Source organism: Paenibacillus rhizovicinus, from assembly GCF_010365285.1.
Lineage (GTDB): Bacteria > Bacillota > Bacilli > Paenibacillales > Paenibacillaceae > Paenibacillus_Z > Paenibacillus_Z rhizovicinus.
Genome location: NZ_CP048286.1, coordinates 491,083 through 513,649, shown reverse-complemented (window position 1 = coordinate 513,649; position 22,567 = coordinate 491,083). Strand labels below are relative to the sequence as shown.

Genomic DNA, 22,567 nt, shown 5'->3' with positions numbered 1-22,567 from the left:
TGCAGTACGTAAGCTTGTGAAGGTATTAATATTGTGTGACAGGTGCATAGGAGATGAATGCAAGCTCCCAAGATGCTGACTCGTTTGTAGAGGATGTCCACCAACGCCTTGCCTCCGTCGAGAGGTTTTTTGTGTTGTCTTACTTCGCGTTCCAGAGGAAAGGTACGGTGAAGCCGTTGAAGCGAAAGAGAGCGATACGTCTTTGCGGTGCCTGCCAAATGGCGCTCGATAAATGCTGCTGCAAACCTAACCCAAAGAAGCATTCCCGCAAACATCACCGGAAACATCATCAAAAGCACAAACCCGTGCCTCCGATCAAACCGTCCGGCGTGACAGGTCCGACGGGGCCGACCGGACCGGTCGGACCTGCTGGAATGACAGGGAGCAGGGGGACGCAAGGACCTCAAGGTATGCGCGGCATACCGGGGGTGCAGGGTCCTTTTGGCAATGTGGGGGCGACTGGCGCGACGGGACCGCAAGGCGACCCTGGCATAATGGGCAATACCGGGGCGACGGGACCTTCTGGGGGAGCTGCGGGACCGACCGGTGCTGCTGGAGCAACTGGGGTTAATGGAGAAACCGGAGTGACTGGTGCTACTGGACAGACCGGGGTGACTGGTGCTGCTGGTGTTACTGGGGTGACAGGAGCGACTGGAGTTGCAGGAGATACGGGTGCGACTGGCAATACTGGTGCGACTGGAGTAACAGGAACTGGTGCGACTGGGGTTACAGGAGATACAGGTGCAACTGGAGTGACAGGAGCAACTGGACAGACTGGGGTGACTGGTGCTACAGGTGTTACTGGGGTAACAGGAGCGACTGGAGCCGGTGCAACGGGGGTTACTGGAGCCACTGGCGAAACCGGTGCAGGTGCTACAGGGGTAACCGGAGTTACAGGAGCGACTGGAGCTGGTGCAACGGGGATTACTGGAGCCACTGGCGAAACCGGTGCAGGTGCTACAGGGGTAACCGGAGTTACAGGACCGACTGGTGCAACAGGAGTTGCGGGTTCTACTGGCGAATCCGGAGTTACTGGATACACAGGAGCTACCGGGGTTACTGGAAGCACGGGCGTAACTGGGGCCACAGGAGCCACAGGAGCCACAGGAGCCACAGGAGCCACAGGAGCCACAGGAGCCACAGGTAACACTGGTGCAACTGGAGTTGTCGGAGTCACTGGACCGACTGGTGAGACCGGAGCAATAGGCGCAACAGGAGTAACTGGAGCAACAGGAGTAACTGGAGTCACTGGAGCTTCCGGAGTTGCTGGTGAGACCGGGGCAACTGGTGCCACTGGGGCTACCGGAACGAGTGGAGCTACCGGAGCATCTGGATCCACAGGATTTACAGGCGAGACCGGAACCACCGGAGTAACAGGACCGACTGGGCTTACTGGTCCAACCGGCATTACTGGAAGCACGGGAGCAACTGGGACCACTGGCGTAACTGGTGCAACCGGTGAGATTGGGGCGACTGGAGTTACAGGATTAACTGGCGTATCCGGTGCAACAGGAGCAACTGGCGGGACCGGAACGACTGGAGTGACTGGAATCACTGGAGCGACTGGTGATACAGGAGCAACAGGAGTAACTGGAACCATTGGTATTACTGGCGAGACTGGAACTACCGGAGTAACAGGATCTACTGGGAGTACGGGTGCAACCGGCGTTACTGGAGAGATCGGAGTTACTGGAAGCACGGGCGCAACTGGAGCCACTGGTGCTATTGGAGACACCGGAGTCACTGGCGAAACCGGGGCAATTGGAGCAACAGGAGCAACCGGAACTACCGGAGCGACTGGTGAGATTGGGGTAACTGGAGTCACTGGGGCAACAGGCGAGACTGGTGCGACTGGAGTTACCGGAGCAACAGGAGCGACTGGAGACAACGGAGCAACTGGTGAGACCGGAGCCACAGGCGAAACAGGAGCAACCGGTAATACTGGAGTTACCGGAGCCACAGGTCCGACAGGACCAACAGGGTCAACTGGAGTAACAGGAGCGACCGGAGACATCGGAGCAACAGGAGAAACTGGCGAGACAGGAATTACAGGAGCAACTGGAGTCACTGGAGCTACCGGAGCCACTGGAGAGAGTGGTGCAACTGGAGTCACAGGCATTACTGGTGAGACCGGAGTCACTGGACCAATTGGCATTACCGGAGTAACAGGTGTTACCGGTGTGACTGGAGCTACTGGAGCAATCGGTAACACTGGCGTTACCGGAGTAACAGGTGAGACCGGAGCCACTGGAGATACCGGAGCCACAGGCGGGATCGGGGCGACTGGAGTCACGGGAGTCACTGGAGCTACCGGAATTACCGGAGCAGCTGGTGAGACTGGAGCAACAGGTCCTACAGGTCCGACAGGACCAACAGGGACAACTGGAGTTGCTGGAGCGACCGGAGCCACAGGAGCGACCGGAGCGACTGGAGACACCGGATCAACCGGAGCCACAGGCGAGACTGGAATTACAGGAGTTAATGGGGTGACCGGATCAACAGGATCAACCGGAGCAGCTGGTGAGACCGGGGCAACTGGAGTCACAGGAGCCAATGGCATTACCGGAGCGACTGGAACAACAGGTATTACTGGCGAGATCGGACCGACCGGTCCAACTGGAGAAACTGGAGTTACCGGATTAACTGGTGCAACCGGAGCGACTGGTGTTACCGGAGCGACGGGAGCCACTGGTGTAACCGGAGCGACGGGTCTTTCTGGAGCAACCGGAGCAACCGGCTCCACAGGCCTTACAGGCCCCACCGGTGCAACCGGTGAGACCGGAGCCACTGGCCCCAGCGTACTTGCCGATGGATTTTCTGCTACAAGAACGCCTACTACTTCAACAACGGGTACGCAGCTAACCAACTGGACGGTGACATCTCCGTATTACACGGGTACGGGATTTAACGCCGCGACTGGCACGTATACGGTTCCGATTACCGGCCGCTACGCGATTAAGGCGACACTTACCTACACGACTACAGCTTCACTTTCAGTTCAAATCGGAAGCGGAGTCAATCCGAGCTTCGTCATCCGGCGAACAAGTGCCCCCGTGACCGACTTGATTACCGGGCTATTTCCGATTCTTGACGTAAATATTCTGCTTCTATTGACCCTGCGCGTCATTCTTGGCAGCGCGACCGTAACCCTGACCGGGGATGTCTCGCTTGATGCGGGCGACACCATCGGAATCTTCTACGTCAACAATGGCCTTACCGTCAACATCAATCTGGGCGGAGCAACGGCCTCTGCAAACGTATGGTCCATGCATCGATTAACCTAAGGCGGCGAAGTACTTCATGATGCCCGGAGCTTTGAACAGCATTTTCCCAGCGATGGCTCACGTGACTTCGCCGCACTTCAATCAACAGGCAGTCGTAACAATTCAGAAAGAAATAAGGCTAAAAACAACAAAAAACGGACTCAAATAAACAATATACACATAAATGCTCCGGTGTTATAATTTGCCTGAAAAGATTGGTGTGCAAAATGACGATAATGTAACGTTCGTGAGCGTGCGTGTTTTATCTCCAAAGCAACAACAATCTTTTTTTGAACAGGGTGTGAAAGCGCTTTATTTCGTAATGCAAAATTCATTTATGGGAGGCGTTACAATGGGAAAAGTTCGTTTTCTAATGATTGGTGTTGGCGGAATGGGAAGGGAGCACATCCGCAGACTGTTGAATGTGCCTGAGGCTGAAATCGTCGCGTTGTCCGATCCGTCTGAAGCAGCAATCACCCTCGTGAAGCAAAATTTTCCACAGCTTGCCAACATAGCTGTCTATACAGATTACCAGGAAGCGATTGCCCAATCGGGGGCTGACGCAGCCGTTATTGTTTCGCCGCACAGCATGCATTTCGAACAGGGAATGGCATGCCTTGACGGCGGCCTTCACGTACTCATGGAGAAGCCGTTCGTAAGCGGTTCCGATAATGCAGCGCAAATCATTGCACATGCCGAGAAAGTGAACAAGCATCTGGCTGTCGCGTACCAGCGTCACCTGATGGGCCCGTACATGTATATCCGCGACTTGATCGAGAACGGAGAATTAGGCAACATCAACTACATTTGCGCGTACCAAGCGCAAAGCTGGCTGAAAGGCGCAACCGGCACCTGGAGGCAAAATCTGGCTTTATCCTGCGGCGGACAATTGAACGATTCTGGCAGCCATCTGCTGGATATCGTGCTGTGGGTAACGGGACTCGAGCCGGAGAGCGTATCTGCTATGATCGAGAACCACGGCAGAGAGGTCGACATCGATTCCGCCGTAACGGTCCGATTCCATGGAGGCGCCATCGGGACCTTCAACGTGGTCGGCAGCGCGAGCATCGGCTGGCATGAGGACGTGTCCATCCACGGGGATAAAGGTTCGGTTCTCTACCGCAACAACAAGATTTTGGTCGCCAGGGAAGGGGAAAAGTCCCTTACGGAAGTATCTGAAGCGGATCTTCCTTCTTCGAGCGATCCGGACATCGATTTCGTTAACCTCGTACTTGGCAGGGTGAGCGAGGCAGCCGCACCGTCCAGCACCGGGTTAAGAATCGCACGTTTAACGGAAGCGGCATGGGAGAGCGCTGCTAACGGCAGCAAACTTATATCGTTAGCCTAATAAACGACGGGCTCTTACCGAATGTCACCAATTCTTAGCGTCACTAGTCGTATCATTCCAATGATCGGAGCGTGGATGTTCTACCATGACGAAACGTATTGGTATTGGAGTCGTCGGAGCAGGGGCGATCGGCCTTCGAGGTGCACTAACCCATCTTAGCCAGCCGGATGCACAGGAAAGAGTGAAATTGGCCGCGATCTGCGATCCGGTTCCGGGGCGCGCCAAAGCCGCGGCGGAGAAGTTCGGTGTCGACAAGGCGTACGAGTCTTACGAAGAATTGCTTGCCGATCCTGCGGTCGAGATCGTTACGATCTGCACGCCGATCGGTCTTCATTACGAGCAAGGACTGCAGGCGCTCGAAGCCGGCAAGCATATCCATTTCAACAAAACGATGACGACGAAAGTGTCCGAGGCGACGGATTTGATCGAAAAGGCCGCGGCGCGCAATCTCCAAATCGTCGCTTCGCCCGGCATGATGCTTCACCCGGTCAACCGCCGCATGCGCCGGCTCCTGCTGGACGGTTCGCTCGGCCAGCTTGCCTGGGCCATTACGGGAACCTCGGCAGGCAGCGGAACCTATCACCTGAACGAGGAGTACCGTACTGGCAACGACATTCTGACGACGGTCAATCCGGAGTGGTACTACAAGAAGCCCGGCGGGGGCCCGATGTACGACGTATCCGTGTATGCCCTTCACAATCTCACCGGCATTCTCGGACCGGCTAAGAGGATCACGGCAATGTCCGGTATCGGCATTCCGGAGCATAAGTTCAGGGATCAGACGATCATCAACGAGATGGATGATTCTACGACGATGCTGCTGGATTTCGGCAATAGTTTCCACGTTATCGTATATACGACGATCGCGGGCACGATTACGGACTGGCTGCCTAACGTCTACGGCACAAGCGGCGCGATTATCGGCGCCAAATTCGGAGATGTCGCACTCCGCAATCCAGCGGACCGGCAGCCCCACGTGAATGACCTGCACATCAACTTGGATGAATCCCATGTCTATGAGGACATCATGCAGCTCGTTGATTTGGTCGCGGATGGCAAGCCGACGATCGTAACCGCCGAGCATGCGAGACATGTCATCGACATTATCGAATCCGGCTACCGTGCAGCCGCAACCGGTCAAACGCAGGAGCTTACGACGACTTTCCAACCGTTGACCATCGATGAGCTCGACGTCGCGGTTCAAATCTAAACCGTCCTCGCCCGAGGGCATAAGGAGGAAACGACTGTGCAAAATCTATCGATCGAAGGCTTTTCGTTTCACGGCATGCTGAAGGAAGGGACGATGGATATTTTCCATCAGCTCGAGAGCATACGTTACCGCTACGGTCTTAACGCAGTAGGCATCTGGAATGGATTCCTTACTTCCACGGAAGATACTTATCTCGCCAAAATCAGACAGGCGTTGGACGAGAAGCAGATGACGCTGCCGAGCCTTGCGTGCGACTGGTGCGCTGTCTGGGCGGACGATGAAGCCGAACGGGAGAAACAGTACCGGAATGCGCTGGAAAACTTCAAGGCGGCGAAAATCCTTGGCGCGAAGAGCTTGCGAATCGACTGGGGAATCAGCCGGGAGACCGTGACCGACGAAGAATTCGAGTTCTTGGTCAACCGGTATACCGAATACTGCCGCCTGGCAGAGGAGATCGGGATCGTCGTCGGGCCGGAGAACCATTTTGGCGCGTCGTTGAATCCGGACTTGATGCTTCGATTGATTGAAGCCATCAACCACCCGTCCTTCAAAATTCTGCTTCACGTGCAGCGCTGGTCCACAGGAAAAGATACGGCGGACGAGCGTCTTGCTCCTCACGCCGCTCATGTCCATGTGAATGCAGAGACGCTGACGAGCGCGAAGCTGAAGTCCATGACGGACGCAGGTTACGTTGGAGGCTGGGGCATCGAGCATGGCAAAGGCAGCGAAGAATACCGAGAGACGCAGGAGCAGGTGGATTTAATCAAACAGGTGCTGAGCGTGCCCCCGGCGCTGCAGGTGTAAGCATCCTTGAAGGAGGAGATTACTTGAAGCCTACCCGAATAGGAATTATCGGCGTCGGTCAGATCGGGAAAAGCCATCTAGAGGCTTATGCTAAAATACCTGAAATCGAGGTCGTGGCCGCAGCCGATCTAAATGAAGCGGAATTGAACAGGGTAAGCGACCTGTACGATATTCCGAACCGCTACGCCGATTTCAGAGAACTGCTGAAACGCGACGATATAGAAGCGGTCGATGTCTGCCTGCATAACAATTACCATGCGCCCGTCACGATCGAAGCGCTGCAGGCCGGCAAGCACGTCTATTGCGAGAAGCCGATCGCCGGTTCTTACGCAGACGGGAAAGCGATGCTGGAAGCCGCCGCCGCGAACAAACGCATGCTGCACGTTCAGCTTGCGCAGCTGTACACGGCCGAGACGAAAGCCGCGAAGCTGCTGATCGAAGGAGGCAAGCTGGGCCGCGTCTATCATGCTCGTTCCGCCGGTCACCGCCGCAGAGGCAGACCTTATGTGGATGGGTATGGCAGCCCTACCTTTGTCAAGAAGGAAGAAGCTGCCGGCGGAGCTTTGTTCGACATGGGCGTCTATCATATCTCTCAGCTGCTGTACTTAATGGGCAATCCCAGGGTGGCTCGGGTGAGCGGCAAGACCTATCAGGAGATCGGCATGGACGAAGCGCGCAAGGAGCTAAGCGGCTACAACGTAGAGGAGCTTGGTCTTGGCTTTGTTCGCTTCGAAGACGGACTCACGTTGGATATCATCGAGGCATGGGCGGTTCAACTGGGCTCGTTGGAGGGAAGCAGCATCGTCGGCTCGGAAGGCGGGGTGCGGCTGAATCCGTTCAGTTATCACGCCACGCTTTGCGATCTCGACATGAATGCGACCTTCGATCTCGGGGCGATGAGCTTCCGGCACCATCAGCTGCGCGAGAACGAACATGCGTATGATTCTTCCCAACATCACTGGGCGGCTGTCCTCCAAGGCAGAGTGCCGCTGCTCCCAACGGCAGAGATTGCGCTGCAAACGATGTTGATCAGCGAAGGCATCTATATTTCAGACAGACTCGGACGCGAGGTTACGGCCGAGGAAGTGCTGGCGTTCTCCGAATCGAAAGCGATCCTGCTGTAGACGGTCGCTACGAATAACGACGAGTACGGCTCGCAATCAGGTACGAAAGAGGGCTATCCGCATCGGATAGCCCTCTTTCGTAATCTTAAACGCCATATTTCTCGGCCATCCATTGAATTTGTTTCCTCAACGACTCAATGAACTCAACCGGCTCGGTCACCGTAACTTGGCTGCCATAGCTTAGAACCGTCTGCATGGCGCGTTCTACGGAGGAATAGTGGGCATGGACGGATAATGTACCATCCTCGTGGTTATGAATCTGATCGAAACCGAATTCATCCAGCACCCTCGTTCTTGCAGAGCTGTCAAAATGAAGCTTCACCTTCACCTTGGAGAAATCCGCGCGGTCCATGAACTGCTTCTCCACATCCTGAAGGGTGTAATTCCGCCGAGCGAATGTCTCCGGCAGCATCTGAAGTCGGAGAATGCGGGATAACCGGAAATTGCGCATCTCGGAACGTAATAGGCAGTAGCCATAGAGATACCAAACATAGCCTTTCAGGAAGAGCCCCATCGGTTCAACGGCACGTTCGGATTCTTGGCCTTTATTGTCTAAATAGGCGAACTGGACCACATGCATTTGCTTAATTGCATCATGCAGCGGGGCGAATTTCTGCTTGTCATTCGGCGTAGGCTTAAAGTCGAGATCGATGCGCGAAATATCGGAAGAGGCCGTTCCTGATATACCCGGAATCATCGCGCCGATTTTGTCGAGCAGTTCATGGTCCTCAGACTGGTCCGTCGCGGTTGTGATGCCGCGAAGAGCTGAATAGATCGTCGAGAAATCATCGAGCGTCAATATTTGCTTGTCGATGCGGTAACTGGACATGATTTCATACCCCCCGTCCGCACCGGGGTAGGACACGATGGGGATGCCTGATTGATTGATGGCGTCCATATCCCGGTATATCGTGCGCAGAGAGACTTCAAAACGTTCAGCCAAGGCAGTCGCGCTGACGCGAGATTGATTGAGCAAGGTCATGGTAATCGCCAGCAATCGGTCTAGCTTCAATCGGCATCCTCCTCCGTATTGGGATTCGAATCATGATTCCGGTTATTGACTACTTACCATGATTCTACGAACCGGGTGCGAATGCCTTTATGAAATGGATTTTAAATCTCTGCGACTATGGAAATCTGATAATCTTCCCTGATTTATCAGCGGAAGCGGCGGAAGAAGCTTCTAAGTTCAGCAGCTAGCAGCTTAGGCTCATCATAGGCTGCAAAATGCGTACCGCGTTCAAATTCCGACCAGTGCACGATATTCGTATTATCCCGTCTTGCGAAGAGCTCGATCGACTTGAAATCATTGCCGAATACGGCAACTCCAGTCGGTGAGGTGTTTACTTCCCGAGCGGTTGGATTAGGAAGATGGGCATTCTCGTAGTACAGGCGTGCAGACGACTCAGCTGTATTGGTTAACCAGTAAATCATCGTATTCGTAAGCAGGGACTCCCGCTGAATGAAGTCGACATGATCGCCAAAGCCATTGAACAGCTCGGCGATCCAAGCAAGCTGACCGACCGGAGAATCTGCGAGACCGTAAGACAGCGTCTGCGGACGAGTCGACTGAATGGCGTTGAAACCGGCACGTTCTTGGAAATTAGCCAGGAATTGCAGCCTTTTGCCATCCTCCTCGGTCAACATGGCCATCTCTGCCGGGTCGCCGGAAGGGAAAGAGAAGAGCTGAAGCACATGAATGGCAAGCAGTTTATCCGGCTTCATCATGCCCAGTTCCCTGGAGACGAGCGCGCCGAGGTCGCTGCCGTGGGAACAATAGCAGCCATAACCTAGGCGGTTCATGAGCTCATCCCAGGCTTGCGCGATGCGTGCGATATTCCAGCCTGCTTCAAGGTTAGCACCTGAGAAACCGAAGCCCGGCACGGACGGTATGACGAGATGGAAGGCATCTGCCTGGTTTCCGCCGTGAGCGCGCGGATTGGTCAGCGGATCGATGAGATCGAGGAACTCGGCGATCGAGCTAGGGAATCCATGCGTAAGGATCAGCGGGACGGCATCCGGCTCGGGGGAGAGAATATGCATGAAATGTATGTTCGCTCCGTCAATAGTCGTAACGTATTGCGGGTATTCGTTCAGACGTGCTTCGTGAGTTCGCCAGTCGTAACCTTCCTGCCAATAGCTGAGGACATCCTTCAGATAATCCTTGGAAACGCCGTATTTCCATTCCGAGTCCGAAGTGCCATGGAACCAACGCGTTTGAGCTAATCGCCGCTTCAAATCGTCCAAGTCTGCTTGAGGAATGTGGATGCGGAACGGATGAATGTCGGCATTCATGGAGCTTTCTTGTTTTGCTTGATTTGTCTTTGCGTTACTCATTGTCATTCTAATGGCCTCCTCGAATTTGGGGTTCGTTATCATTCACTTGCTTACATGTCTAAGTTTAGCTCATAGACCCTGACAGCCTTGTGTCAGGGTTATTTCGCGTGAAATAAAAAAATCCAACATGGTTAATGAACGAATGAAGATGTGACGGAAAGTATTGAAAAGTTGAAAATAAGAAAACCAAAGTGAATTTGAATGTGAATACATATTGTAATTCCTTAAAGGGAAAACCAACAACGATTCAACAATATACACGAGGGGTTGACTTCATTGAGGAAATTGAAATATGTATTGGCATGTTCGCTGTTAAGCTGCTTTGCAATACTGTTGGGGACCGGAATATCGAGCGCTGCAGGATCAAATCATGTAAACAACATAACGTCGCCTAACACCATGAATAACTCATCTTATGACAATCGTTCAATGAATAATTATAATGCAACCTCAACCGCGACCGGCGGCAATTATCGGACGAACGCCGTCAACGATGACAATGATTTCGATTGGGGATGGTTGGGGCTGTTAGGTTTAATCGGGCTAGCTGGAATGAGAAGCCGTAATCATGATCGGAATCCTGAACGTACCTGATCAAGAGGGATTTCGATTAAACGAAGAGACCGTGGCAGTCAGTCACGGTCTTTTATATTTTGAATTGCGAATACCGAATTGTGTACGGAACGAATTATAACGCCTTTCCGTTCGGCGATTTGTTCGCACGCAACATTACCGTGAAATTGGGACAAGCACCGGTCATCCATTATATGCCGGAGCTTATCGTCAACTCAAAGAAGGCGTGTTCGATCCGACCGATATCATCAGTCACCGGATCGGTTGGGACGAGACGGAGCACGGGTACAAGATCTTTAGCAAGAAAGAGGACAATGCGATGACAATCATTTTGAAGCCGTAGATCCATTCCATACAGATTCAGACAATCAAGGAGCAGCACAGAAAAAGCAGCGCAGAAAAAGCAGCATAGCATGCCGCTTTTTCGTAATGCTTTTTCTTGCTGCTTTTTTGCTATTCGGACTTTTTCGGCTTGATCGTAAACAGAGCAAGAATGAAGCAAAGCAGCGCACTGCCCGCGAATAAATAGAATAACCATTCTTCGCTTTTCAACATGACGGAGGCAATTAACGGGCCTAAGGCAACGCCAATGAACCGGGCGCTGCTGTACAAGGAAGTGATCGTTCCGCGCTGCTTCTTCTCGATACCTTCCGTAATCAACGCATCGAGACTCGGGAGCACGAGACCGATTCCCGCACCGCTGATGAACATGAGTGAAATCAGGAACCATAAGCTCTTCGTGTTGACAATCCCGCAAGTCAGCATAGCGGCAGTCAGAGCAATCAGCCCGATAACGCCGAACACCTTCATGCGGAGCTTATTCTCGCCAACGATTTTCCCTGTTATAAACGACAATATACAGATCCCGCTTAACGGAATCGCTAATAGTAAGCCTTTCTTAATGCCCTCGATATGATAATGCTGTTCTAATACGGAAGATAAGTAATAGAGAAATCCGAACATAATGAACATGACAAGGCAGCCGATGGCGAAGATCGCATACAGCCAGTGTCCTTTCTGGGACAGCAATACGGCGGTATGATGGACGAATGTACGAAAACGTTTATTCGTGTTTGGATCTAGCGTAGGAGCGCTCTTGCTCGTATCAGGGGACTTCACGAAGAAGATGACAGCCAGGATGGATAAGACCGCGATCAACGGAATAACGGCAAGGGGCAGAAACCACAAAACCAGCGCCAAGGCCGAGCCCAATACCGGACTGAGCACTTTGCCGAACGTATTGGAGGTTTCGATCATGCCCAGAGCGCTGCTTACTTCTTCTTTATCGTCAAACATATCGCCGACCAAGGGGAGCACGATCGGAAAAGCTCCTGCAGCCCCGATCCCTTGGACAAACCGCCCCAGCAAAATGACATCGTATCCGCCATGTGCGTCCATTAGCCATGCCGCCAGTCCAGAGATTAATCCGCCTAACGCCACGACCGCTAAGCCGATGACGATAATCCGCTTCCGGCCAAACCGGTCAGATAAATACCCGGCCAAAGGAATGCACACGATCGATACAGCGGCATACACGGTAATAATCAAGCTTGTTTGCAAATCCGAGATCTTTAGCTCCCGCTGCATTATGGGAAGAATTGGAATGAGCATGGAATTGGCAAGCGTCATAATTAACGGAATGGTCGAGAGTGCGGCCAAATCCAGTTTCTTTTTCTGTTTATGTTTCACGATTGGCGCTCCTTCTTGCATCGGTTCTTCCGCACTTACGACTGACACTAGAGATACTTAAGAGAAAACGGATATAATGTCTCTCGCTTTACTCGGGATTATCCATGCGCGTTCTGGAACAAACTGTCTCCTTTCCTTCGAATAGGTTAATCTTCCGCTGGAAAATGTAAAGACAGGGCCCGGGCATGACAGATTTGCGCGCTGAATAAATGAAACGGAGTGATCGAGATGGATTCCACGAGCGAGTTTGTGCAGAAGTTTAACGATACGCAAGAGAAGCAGCGCAAGAATGCCCAGAAGGGGAAAGGCAAGCCGTCAGCGAAGCTGTCTAATGTACAGCATACGAACAACCCCTAATGCATGCCCTATGATTGCAGTCTTGTGCTCAGACGAAAGTCAGCCGCGTAAATCGCGGCTTTTTTCGCGTTTGAAATCATGAAGTCAACGCTTTTAGCGCAGCGATAGTAAGGCCTTCATCATAATGCCCCTGGAAGAAGAATACATATAAGGAAAGCATGTCTCATTCGTTTCGAAAAGGGGCTGAACCACGATGAAATCCTACGAGGCAACGATCGCGATGCTCGGCATCGGCACGGCTGTACCGGACCATGTGCTCGACCAGGCAGAAACGACGCAGCGATTGTCACATGCCCTAAGCAATACGCCTGACGCCGCCCGTTGGGCGAAACGGATCTTCAAGCAATGCGGCGTGCAAACCCGCTATACATGCGAGCCTGGTTTGCTCGAGCCGGCTGAGAACAACCGTTACTTCGCCCAAAAATCCGGATTGCCGGTACCGACTACGGCAGAACGAATGGCAACTTATAAACAAGCTGCACCGCCGCTGGCGCTTCAGGCGGCTAAGAAGGCTCTCGCGGATGCCGGCGTCGGACCGGAAGCCATTACCCACCTGTTAACGGTTAGTTGTACCGGGCAGTTTCTGCCTGGCCTTGATGCAGTGCTCGTCTGGCAGCTTGGGTTATCCCGTTCGGTCAACCGCATTCCGCTCACGTTTCTCGGCTGCGCGGCAGGGTTGAAAGCAATTGGCATTGCGAGGGATCTCGTCGCTGCGCATCCGGCCGCCGTTACGCTGATTGTCAGCGTCGAATTGTGCACGATTCATATGCAATCGTCACCAGAGCGAGAAGCCTTATTCGGGGCTTCGTTCTTCGGTGACGGTGCTTCAGCATGCGTCATTGGGAGCGCGGAGCAGTCAGACGGCCCCGTCTTCGCGCTGGGAAAGGCACACAGCGGCCTGATGCCGGACTCGGCCGGCGAGATGATATGGGAGGTCGGTAATTACGGTTACGACCTGTTCTTATCCCCTCGCATCTCCCAGTTAATCGGAGACACGATTCCTGGTCATCTTACGCCGCTCTTGCGAGATGGCGGTCCTGATCCGGGAATCTGGGCCATTCATCCCGGAGGGAAAGGCATTATCGACGCGCTCGAAGATACGCTTGGATTGTCCGAGGAGCATACCGGCTTCAGCCGCAATGTGCTCCGCGTCTACGGAAACATGTCTTCCGCGACGATTCTGTTCGTTCTAGCCGACATTCGCGAGTCTCTGAAGCGGGACGGCGCCGAGAGAACGGAGGGCTTCTGCCTGGCTTTCGGACCCGGACTATCCTGCGAAATCGTACCGATCGCCTATCTGCCTAATAAGGAAAGCAAGCAGCAAGTTGGCACCGGTGCAGGGATGATTCCTCATGCGTAGGCTGCTCCGCGAACGTTCTTCTTTGCCCGAGCTCATGGATGACTTGACGCAAGGCGGAGAAGAGTTAAGGGAGGCGCTGCGGCATCTTCGCAGGTTGAACCGTCTATTCGCAGCGGCGGCCCCGACCTTGTACGGCGTTAACCGATTATGGGTACGAGCCGGCAAGCCTCGCCGATTGAGCATGCTCGATATTGGAGCGGGTTCCGGCGACGTCAATGCAGCCTTGCTGCGATGGGCCGATGCGCAGGGAATCGAGCTGACCGTGACGCTGGTCGACCGAACGCAAGAGGCTTGTGCGGAAGCGGCTGCTCTCTTCGCGAACGAACCACGGATCTCGGTCATCTGCCGTGACTTGTCGGAACTGGATGAGCAAGGAGCCGATATCGTGACCGGATCGCAATTCTTGCATCATTTCGAATCCGCCGAACTGCCGGACGCTGCTTCCGCAATGTTGAGGGCTTCCAGGATGGGCATCGTCATTCAGGATATTCACAGGCATTGGCTGGCGTGGGCGGCCGTATGGCTCGCTGCTCGGCTCGTATCGGGCAACCGATACATTCGAAACGATGGTCCGCTATCTGTTGCGAAAGGCTTTCGAAAAGAGGATTGGATGCGATTGAACGAAGCGCTCGGCATACCGGGGATGACCTGCAATTGGCGGCCTTTGTTTCGCTATGTCGTTACCATTCCCGTCAAAACCGGAGTGAGCGCTCATGAGTGATTGCGTAATGATAGACACGGCGATTCTCGGCGGCGGCATAGCTGGCAGCTGTATGGCCATTCTGCTCGCAAGGCGGGGATGGAAGGTCGCGCTCATCGATCGCCGGACGTTTCCGCGTCATAAAGTCTGCGGCGAATTTCTTTCGCCGGAAGCGGTTGATGCGCTGGTCGCCCTCGGTTTAGGAGATCGTCTTCAAGCGCTTCGGCCTGCCGTCGTTCAACGAGCGCGGCTGGTCTTCGAAAGCGGGGCTTCAATACCCGTGCAATTGCCTGGCGCAGCCTGGGGAATAAGCCGATTCAGCCTCGATGAGGCGCTGCACGAAGAAGCTCGGCTAGCAGGCGCCGAGGTGGTGACGGGAACGGCCGTTGCCGCAATTCACACACGGGGCGACAAATATGCCACGGAATATGAGTTGGAGACGAAAAGAGGAGATAAGCAAGCGTGGATACGGTCTCGGGCCGTAATCGGAGCATGGGGAGGAAATGGACATGTTCTGAATTTCCCCGGCGTGCAGCGCAGCCGTCCGGCCCCTTGTCCGTATATTGGCGTCAAGTCGCATCTATCCTGCATCGAGGCAGACGGAGAGCTGGAGCTCTATTTCTTTAAAGGCGGTTATTTGGGGTTGTCTTCTATAGGGGAGGGCATCGTCAACGCCGCGGCACTGCTAGACCAAAGTTCTTTCCGGCCTATACCGGCAGCGGTTAACGATTGGCTGGAAGCGGCCGGGGCTCGTCATCCGCAGTTAGCGCGAAGGATATCCAAAGCCAGGCCTGTAACGGGAACTCAGACCGCCGTCGCGCCCGTGCGGCTCTTCGACGATCCGCTCACTTGGAACGGCATCCCATTGATCGGCGATGCCTGCGTGACGATACCGCCTTTGTGCGGGGACGGCATGTCGATGGCGATCCGTTCCGCCCAACTTTGTGCGGTTTCGGCTGATCGCTATTTGAGGGGCGATACGTCGCTGCAACAATGGAAGTTCGACTATACGAAAGCCATCACTCGGCATTTTCGCGGTCCGCTTCGCTGGGGGAGAGTACTTCAGCGTGCATTGGGCAATCAGCAGATAACAACGCTGGGAACAGTGGCTGCAAGTCGGCTGCCTGGCATCGTCAATCGGTTGATGAAAGCAACCCGGTTACGTAATACAGACATTCTCCCATGGTAATAGACCTCCGCGAAACTCGCATGCCGCCGATCATGGAGCCGCTTGTTCGACTGTCTGTTCGGCATCCGTCCGCTATCGTCTTCCTCTGGCTCGTGTTCATTGCCTTCTTCGGCGGTTTTGCTTCCAAACTGCCGACTGTCGCGCAAGGGCACGGATTAACGCCGAAAGGCGATGCCGAATTCGTTCAACGGCACATAGCCACTGAATATGGCATCCCTCCCAATCCCGTGATCCTCGTGTTCGAATCCGATGACGGGGGCACCATGCCTGCTTTTCGCGCGTTTATTGAGATCGCCTTGGAAAGCGCCCATGCAGTGCCCGGCATCTCCGTCGTCGCTTCGCCGCTGGAACATGCCGACATGATGAAGGAACGCGTCGCATATGCCATGCTCGCCTTGAATGGGAATGCGTCCGCGATTGCTTCCGATATGACGGACAGGCTGAACAGCCGAATGCCCAGAGCGGAGCTTTACCGCATCACGATGACGGGTAAGCCCGTCGTACAAGGGCTCGTGAACGAAGCCAGCCGCGAAGACCTTGCGAAAGCGGAACGTTTCGGCATCCCCGCTGCTTGTCTGCTCCTGTGGCTTGCGTTTGGCGGCTTGCTGCCGGCGCTTATTCCGGTCGTGGCGGGCATCGTTGCGGTAACCGGAACGATGGGCATGCTTTACTTCGCGGGCAAGCTAGAGCCGCTGTCCGTATTCATCCTGGACGTAGTGCCTATGGCGGGCCTTGCGCTATGCCTGGATTTTGCGCTCCTGATCGTCAGCCGATTCAGGGAAGAAGTTGCCGTTCATCCTCCGGACCGGGCGGTATTCAGAACGATGGCGACATCGGGCAGAGCGGTCCTTTACTCCGGCGCCTGCGTCGCAGTTGGTCTTGCGGGCACCTTGTTCATCCCGCTGCCGATGTTCACGAGCCTTGCTCTGGGTGCAATCGCGGTGACGCTCGTCTCGCTGATGATCAATGCGACGCTGCTTCCGGCCATTCTGGTCATAGTCGGACCGCGTCTGCGCCGAAAGCCGAAAAGGCAAGGCAGCCAATTCCCGCATCTTAGCTGGGAGAGGCTGCCGCGCCTCGCAATCAAGCGGCCAATCGGGACAAGCTTGTTCTGCGGCGGCTTGCTGTTGGCGTGTTTACTGCCGCTGGGCGGCATGCGCGTCGCTGTGCCCGACGCGGACTCGCTCCCGCGCGGAGAGGCGGCGAGAGAGGCCTTTCATACCTATCGCGAGCGCTTTTCTTCTGACACGGGAGCGGAAGTCGACCTTTTGGCACGAGCGGCGGACGGACGATGGGACAGAAGAGAGCAGCAAGAACTAAGCGATTTTCTCGCCAACATGAAGAGAGATCCCATGGTTCGTTTCGCGTCCATTGCACAGCTGCCGCTTCCCAATAAGCGGCAAGCGGGGGCGGAACTACAGCAGCATCGAACCTTTAGCACAGCGAGCGGGAGAGGAGACGACGAACGGTTGATTCGTGTGATCCTGGATGGAGATTCTGCTTCCGCGGAAACGAGAAATTGGGTCAGAGATTGGCAGGGCGGCCTGACGCAGGGATCGCTGATCTTGTATGCCGGAGGAGAAGCAACATACGAACAGGAAGTTTACGATGCGGTAGTGCTGCATCTCCCGCTAGCGCTGGGGTTTGTGCTTGTCATCAATTACATACTGTTATTCGCTTCGTTCCGTTCTGTCCTTATTCCTCTTAAGAGCTTACTTATGAATATGATCAGTATTTGCGCTGCATTTGGAGTATTGGCATTGGCTGCACGGCTGGGGTTGTTCGGTATGGAAGGCGGCCGCATAGCTATCATGATTCCAGTCTTTATCTTCGGACTTGTCTTCGGTATCAGCATGGATTATGGGGTATTCCTGATCTCCCGGATTTCCGAGGTTTACAACAGGACGGGGGACAATGCGCTTGCGATCGTGGAGGGAACCAGCCAAAGCGGTAAAATCATTTCCGCTGCCGCCGCAATCATGATCGCGGTCACCTTGCCTTTCGCAGGGGGACGAATCGAAGGCGTTAAACAGCTCGGCATCGGCATTTCCACGGCAATCTTGATCGACGCGACCGTCGTTCGGATGCTTCTCGTACCTTCGCTAATGACCATGATGGGGAGCTGGAATTGGTGGGGACCGGGGAGAAAACGGAGGATTAATGAATAATATCCCATGCCATGCACAACGCTAATCAGGTCGTTTGAGCTTAATGAGCATCGTGACAGTCAGTCTTAATAATAAGGAGAATTCCCTTGACACAGATGCAATTGCCGCAATATCCGGCATCTTATTGGAAATCGTCCCAGCCGGAACGGGCCAGTCACCCGAAGCTTGAACAAGATATCGAAACCGAAGTCGTCGTAGTAGGAGCAGGCATCGCAGGCATTACGACCGCTTATTTATTAATCCAGCAAGGACTTCGCGTCGTGCTCGTGGAAGCAGGTGAAATTCTAAACGGAACGACTGCCCACACCACGGCCAAAATAACCGCTCAGCATGATTTAATCTACGATGAGCTGATTAAGTCTGCAGGATTTGAGAAAGCATTGTTATACTATCAAGCTTCAGCCGCCGCCATCTCGTTCATCAAGCAGACCGTAGAAGAGCATGGAATTTCATGCGGATTTGCTGAACAAGAAGCTTACGTCTACACGAATGACGATACGTATGTACCGAAATTGGAAAATGAAGCAAAAGCCTATGAGAAACTAGGCATTTCCGGAGCCTATGTGGATACGATCCCGTTGTCGCTTCCCATGCTGGCTGCCGTGCAGATGAGCAATCAGGCGCAGTTCCATCCCCTACAATATTTAAGTAAGCTCGTGGACCTGTTCGTGGAAAAAGGCGGGGAAGTCTATGCGCATACGACGGCGGTGGATGTGAGTCCAGGGGACAGACCCGTCGTCATTACAAGCGATGGTCGTAAGTTGATCTGTAAGCACGTTGTTTCCTGCACCCATTTTCCGTTCTATGACGGGCATGGGTTTTACTTCTCCAGAATGCATGCGGATCGTTCGTATGTGCTCGGACTCGAAGCCGAAGAAGCTTATCCCGGCGGCATGTACCTTAGTGCGGAGGACCCGAAACGTTCCATTCGATCTGCCGAAATGTCTAATGGCACCAACCTAATCATTGTCGGCGGCCAAAGCCATAAGACAGGCCAAGGTATCTGCACAATTCATCATTACGAGGAATTGCAAAAGTTTGCCGAGAACCATTTTCGGATGAAGAAGATTTCCTACAGATGGTCCGCTCAGGACCTGGTGACCGGCGATAAAATACCGTTTATCGGCCGCATAACGGCATCCTCGCCAAACGTTTATATCGCGACGGGATTCCGAAAATGGGGAATGACGAATGCAACGGCCGCTGCTTTATTGATAAAAGATCTGATTACGGAAAATCCAAGTTCATACGAAGAGCTGTATGCCCCCTCACGCGCGGTATCGCTCAAAACGATCGGAAGCTTCATCTCCGATAACGTGGACGTCGCCAAACATTTAATCAGCGGTAAATTGGAGCATGTGACCCGGCGTCCCGAACAATTAGAGAACGATGAAGGGGCAGTCGTTCACGTTAATGGAAAACGGGCGGGCGGTTACCGGGATCGGGATGGCCGGCTTTACCTTGTGGATACGACCTGCACGCATATGGGCTGTGAAGTGGAATGGAACAACGGGGACAGGACTTGGGACTGCCCTTGCCATGGATCGCGATTTTCCATTTCGGGGGACGTCATTGAAGGGCCTGCGGAGAAGCCTCTCGTGCAAATTCAGGTTTAACTATTAGGCTGTCGAGATTTTCTCGACAGCCTGAGCCGCGTTCTGCGCGGCCTTTTTGCGTTTATGGAGCAAGGTTGATTCGCGATTCGAGGACGAAACGCATAACGATCCACGCGATCACATCTTAGGAGGAAGCGGCCCATCTGCCGTTAGTCGATACAGACCGATTACGACAGGAATTGTTTGCGCCAATTTGAGGCCTATTAATTCTTTGAGCAATTGATTCATCGATGATAGATCTCCCCATCCTTCGGGAAGCGATTCGGATACTTGAATTGGCGACTGCCATTCCGTAGTTAGCGCTCGCAGCACGGTTTGTTGATCTGAGGTCAAATTCATGCTTTCTTCCTCCTAACCCGACCAAATCGGCAGTCTGATTGATGATCTGGAAGACGAGTTCATTGCGTGGACAAAGGATATTAGGCCCAGATGGTCCTTGATGAATAACCATACGGTGACCATCCATACATTCGCTTCGGCTGAAGCGTTTCTATTCTATTATGCCGATAACAAAGCGATAGACATTCTGCTGCTCGATATCGAAATGGGTGCGATGAACGGCATCGAACTGGCGCATCGTATTCGCCAAGACAATGAGGCGATCCAGATGATCTTCGTTACGGGCTATTCGGACTTCATCGCGCACGGATACGAGGTGTCGGCGCTCCATTATTTGATGAAGCCGCTCGGCGATACGAAATTGTTCGACGTGCTCGACAAGGCGACGCGGTTCGCGAACAAGACAGAGAAGACGATTCTGCTGACGATCGGAGGAGAGAGCATGCGTCTTCCTGCTAAAGACATTCTCTATGTCGAAGCATTTGCGCATACCGTCGTCATCGTGACGCAGTCCGGCCGCATCGACCACGCTCCCGATCGAGAAGCGGGCGATATGCGAGGATGGCGACAACGAATACGAGATTGAGTTTCGACATGTTTCGTTCAAGTATCCGGCCGCCGACGATTATACGCTTCGAAATTTATCGTTGACGTTCCGGGTCGGCGAGCGTCTTGCCGTCGTCGGGATGAACGGAAGCGGGAAGACGACGTTCATCAAGCTGTTATGCCGCCTATACGATCCGACAGAAGGCGAGATTTTACTTAATGGCATTAATATTAAGAAATACGACTATGCCGAGTACATGTCCATCTTCTCGGTCGTCTTCCAGGACTTTAAGTTGTTCTCGTTCAGCTTGGGTCAGAACGTCGCGGCGACCGTCGATTACGATAGGGACAAAGTCGAAGCCGCGGTTGCGGAAGCTGGAATGGAAGAACGATATCGCGAGCTGCCGGACGGAACCGAGACGTATCTTTATAAGGATTTTGAAGAAGGGGGCGTCGAAATTTCGGGAGGCGAAGGGCAGAAACTTGCGCTTGCCCGCGCGCTATACAAGGATGCGCCGTTTATCATCCTCGACGAACCGACGGCAGCGCTCGACCCGATCGCCGAATTCGAAATCTATTCCAAGTTCAACGAAATCGTCGGCAGCAAAACAGCGATCTTCATCTCCCATCGTCTATCGAGCTGCCGGTTCTGCGACAATATCGCCGTCTTTCACGAAGGCACGCTCGTTCAACGCGGAAGCCATGACGAGCTTGTATCGAATCGCGGCGGGATGTACTACGAATTGTGGAATGCGCAGGCGCAGTATTATGTACAATGATTCAGCATGCCCGAACGAGCAGCGAAAAAAGGATTGACTACTTCAAGATCCGGGTTATACTGGAAATAAATAGGCGAATGGTGGGAATGTGCAGTGATGATGATGACGGTGTTTCTGACGGAAGCTCGAGGTTAATTTACCCTCATAGCACATGAGCGTGACCGGGGCACTCTACTGATCTAGGTAGGGATAGCTTGCTGCGTCGTCGTTCATGTACACGTCATGAACCTAATCATCATCACGGCTTCCGTATGGAGAGCTTAAGACAAGGCATGCGCTTGTTTAAGCATTCGTCGGATAAGAGCCGTGGGTGAACGATTGTTCATCCGCGGCTTTTTCCGTTCCATTCCCTATTTTTTTTGCGATTATCGTTCGGCGTTTAATATCATTAACTAAAAATAAAGTTCTAAGGAGAATGATCTATGAAGCCAGTAAACAGTTATACGATTTGGTTCTCGCAGCGGACAGGAAGCACGCTGTTATATAAAGCTCTCGAATCGACGAGGGTAGCAGGCATTCCAAGAGAGTGGCTGACGGAGCCGGATCCTGCAACATTCAGCTTTCAGGATATACAGCAAATGTGGCGCAATGGCACGACGCCAAATGGTATGTTCGGACTCAAGATCTCTCCTTATAAATTGAATGATTGGCTGCAAGCGTTTCAAAGAGAGCTCCAGCTTCCGGCAGGGCTGTCAGGTCCGCAGATTTGGGAAGCGGCTTTTCCGGGCAGCAAACATATCTTCATGACCCGCCGCAATAAAGTACGGCTCGCGGTATCGTGGTGGAGAGCGATCGTTTCCGGAGAATGGCATCGGGAGCATGGTTCGGCACCGCATCGGGAAGAGATCGCGGACAAGTATTCTTTCGATGCAATCAATCATTTGCTTGTGGAGTGCATGTTGCGCGAGGCTGCCATGGAAGCGTTCTTCGCAGAGGAGCGGATCGTGCCCATGACGATCGTCTACGAGGACTTTATCCTCAAGTACGAAGATACGGTCATGGACGTATTGAAGTTTCTGAACCTGCCGACGGAATCTGTTCAAGTAGCGGCTCCGTTCTTCGATCCGATCGCCGACGATGTCGCTGAAAGCTGGGTGCAGCGTTTCCGGTTAGAACGACAAGAGGGCTGGCAGAATATCGCATGGTGAGCAGGGGCTAGCGCGGG

The 22,567-nt window shown here is 53.6% G+C and carries 19 protein-coding genes; 15 read left to right on the top strand and 4 right to left on the bottom strand.

All coding sequences use genetic code 11. The annotated features are described in order from the left end of the window. The first annotated feature begins 410 nt into the window (after nucleotides 1–410). The 5 genes from GZH47_RS02325 to GZH47_RS02305 all read left to right on the top strand — a co-directional run bounded on the left by GZH47_RS02325 (nucleotide 411) and on the right by GZH47_RS02305 (nucleotide 7,749). Nucleotides 411–3,284 carry a beta strand repeat-containing protein gene (locus GZH47_RS02325; protein WP_450091451.1) on the top strand — a complete coding sequence of 958 codons (2,874 nt, stop codon included), beginning with the start codon at nucleotides 411–413 and terminating at the stop codon, nucleotides 3,282–3,284. 331 nt (nucleotides 3,285–3,615) lie between these two features. Continuing rightward, nucleotides 3,616–4,611, top strand: a complete 996-nt coding sequence (locus GZH47_RS02320) for a Gfo/Idh/MocA family protein (protein WP_162638354.1) — start codon at nucleotides 3,616–3,618, stop codon at nucleotides 4,609–4,611. 85 nt (nucleotides 4,612–4,696) lie between these two features. Beyond that, entirely contained in the window at nucleotides 4,697–5,821 is a 1,125-nt protein-coding gene (locus GZH47_RS02315) for a Gfo/Idh/MocA family protein (RefSeq protein ID WP_162638353.1), read from the top strand. A gap of 36 nt (nucleotides 5,822–5,857) precedes the next feature. Further along, complete coding sequence (locus GZH47_RS02310; RefSeq protein WP_162638352.1) at nucleotides 5,858–6,625, top strand: sugar phosphate isomerase/epimerase family protein; 768 nt, start codon at nucleotides 5,858–5,860, stop codon at nucleotides 6,623–6,625. Between the two features lie 23 nt (nucleotides 6,626–6,648). Continuing rightward, a complete protein-coding gene (locus tag GZH47_RS02305) occupies nucleotides 6,649–7,749 on the top strand; it encodes a Gfo/Idh/MocA family protein (protein ID WP_162638351.1) in 1,101 nt (366 codons plus the stop codon). A gap of 85 nt (nucleotides 7,750–7,834) precedes the next feature. Here the strand turns inward: GZH47_RS02305 and GZH47_RS02300 are convergent, their stop codons facing one another. Both GZH47_RS02300 and GZH47_RS02295 read right to left on the bottom strand, forming a co-directional pair. After that, the gene (locus tag GZH47_RS02300; protein ID WP_162638350.1) at nucleotides 7,835–8,761 is read right to left on the bottom strand and encodes a helix-turn-helix transcriptional regulator; all 927 of its coding nucleotides are present in this window, start codon (nucleotides 8,759–8,761) and stop codon (nucleotides 7,835–7,837) included. Nucleotides 8,762–8,907: 146 nt separating this feature from the next. Continuing rightward, nucleotides 8,908–10,092 (bottom strand): epoxide hydrolase family protein, encoded by a 1,185-nt coding sequence (locus GZH47_RS02295; protein ID WP_225446332.1) that lies wholly within the window; start codon nucleotides 10,090–10,092, stop codon nucleotides 8,908–8,910. Nucleotides 10,093–10,353: 261 nt separating this feature from the next. On the opposite strand from GZH47_RS02295, the gene GZH47_RS34490 reads away from it, so the two are divergent. After that, the gene (locus tag GZH47_RS34490) at nucleotides 10,354–10,680 is read left to right on the top strand and encodes a WGxxGxxG family protein (RefSeq protein ID WP_318653407.1); all 327 of its coding nucleotides are present in this window, start codon (nucleotides 10,354–10,356) and stop codon (nucleotides 10,678–10,680) included. Between the two features lie 432 nt (nucleotides 10,681–11,112). Here the strand turns inward: GZH47_RS34490 and GZH47_RS02285 are convergent, their stop codons facing one another. Continuing rightward, nucleotides 11,113–12,348, bottom strand: coding sequence for an MFS transporter (locus tag GZH47_RS02285; protein WP_225446331.1), 1,236 nt, complete (start codon nucleotides 12,346–12,348; stop codon nucleotides 11,113–11,115). A gap of 228 nt (nucleotides 12,349–12,576) precedes the next feature. Here GZH47_RS02285 and GZH47_RS02280 point away from each other — a divergent pair, with 228 nt between their 5' ends. The 6 genes from GZH47_RS02280 to GZH47_RS02255 all read left to right on the top strand — a co-directional run bounded on the left by GZH47_RS02280 (nucleotide 12,577) and on the right by GZH47_RS02255 (nucleotide 19,738). Beyond that, on the top strand, nucleotides 12,577–12,705 hold the full coding sequence (locus tag GZH47_RS02280) for a DUF4023 family protein (protein WP_162638348.1): 129 nt from the start codon (nucleotides 12,577–12,579) through the stop codon (nucleotides 12,703–12,705). A gap of 193 nt (nucleotides 12,706–12,898) precedes the next feature. After that, the gene (locus GZH47_RS02275) at nucleotides 12,899–14,065 is read left to right on the top strand and encodes a type III polyketide synthase (RefSeq protein WP_162638347.1); all 1,167 of its coding nucleotides are present in this window, start codon (nucleotides 12,899–12,901) and stop codon (nucleotides 14,063–14,065) included. Beyond that, nucleotides 14,058–14,786 carry a methyltransferase domain-containing protein gene (locus tag GZH47_RS02270; RefSeq protein ID WP_162638346.1) on the top strand — a complete coding sequence of 243 codons (729 nt, stop codon included), beginning with the start codon at nucleotides 14,058–14,060 and terminating at the stop codon, nucleotides 14,784–14,786. Before GZH47_RS02275 ends, GZH47_RS02270 begins: the two co-directional genes overlap by 8 nt. Further along, nucleotides 14,779–15,954 (top strand): NAD(P)/FAD-dependent oxidoreductase, encoded by a 1,176-nt coding sequence (locus tag GZH47_RS02265; protein ID WP_225446330.1) that lies wholly within the window; start codon nucleotides 14,779–14,781, stop codon nucleotides 15,952–15,954. Before GZH47_RS02270 ends, GZH47_RS02265 begins: the two co-directional genes overlap by 8 nt. A 32-nt stretch (nucleotides 15,955–15,986) precedes the next feature. Beyond that, complete coding sequence (locus GZH47_RS02260) at nucleotides 15,987–18,122, top strand: MMPL family transporter (RefSeq protein WP_162638345.1); 2,136 nt, start codon at nucleotides 15,987–15,989, stop codon at nucleotides 18,120–18,122. Nucleotides 18,123–18,217: 95 nt separating this feature from the next. Continuing rightward, nucleotides 18,218–19,738: an FAD-dependent oxidoreductase gene (locus GZH47_RS02255; protein WP_162645028.1), complete on the top strand. Its 1,521-nt coding sequence runs from the start codon at nucleotides 18,218–18,220 to the stop codon at nucleotides 19,736–19,738. Between the two features lie 117 nt (nucleotides 19,739–19,855). On the opposite strand, the gene GZH47_RS02250 is transcribed toward GZH47_RS02255, so the two are convergent. Continuing rightward, nucleotides 19,856–20,077 carry a hypothetical protein gene (locus GZH47_RS02250; RefSeq protein ID WP_162638344.1) on the bottom strand — a complete coding sequence of 74 codons (222 nt, stop codon included), beginning with the start codon at nucleotides 20,075–20,077 and terminating at the stop codon, nucleotides 19,856–19,858. Between the two features lie 100 nt (nucleotides 20,078–20,177). Between GZH47_RS02250 and GZH47_RS02245 the strand changes: the two genes are divergently transcribed. The 3 genes from GZH47_RS02245 to GZH47_RS02235 all read left to right on the top strand — a co-directional run bounded on the left by GZH47_RS02245 (nucleotide 20,178) and on the right by GZH47_RS02235 (nucleotide 22,550). Continuing rightward, entirely contained in the window at nucleotides 20,178–20,663 is a 486-nt protein-coding gene (locus GZH47_RS02245) for a LytR/AlgR family response regulator transcription factor (protein WP_162638343.1), read from the top strand. Beyond that, nucleotides 20,614–21,402 (top strand): ABC transporter ATP-binding protein, encoded by a 789-nt coding sequence (locus GZH47_RS02240; RefSeq protein WP_162645027.1) that lies wholly within the window; start codon nucleotides 20,614–20,616, stop codon nucleotides 21,400–21,402. The genes GZH47_RS02245 and GZH47_RS02240 overlap by 50 nt, the downstream gene beginning before the upstream one ends. 422 nt (nucleotides 21,403–21,824) lie before the next feature. Beyond that, nucleotides 21,825–22,550: a Stf0 family sulfotransferase gene (locus GZH47_RS02235; RefSeq protein ID WP_162638342.1), complete on the top strand. Its 726-nt coding sequence runs from the start codon at nucleotides 21,825–21,827 to the stop codon at nucleotides 22,548–22,550. The last annotated feature ends 17 nt before the right edge of the window (nucleotides 22,551–22,567 follow it).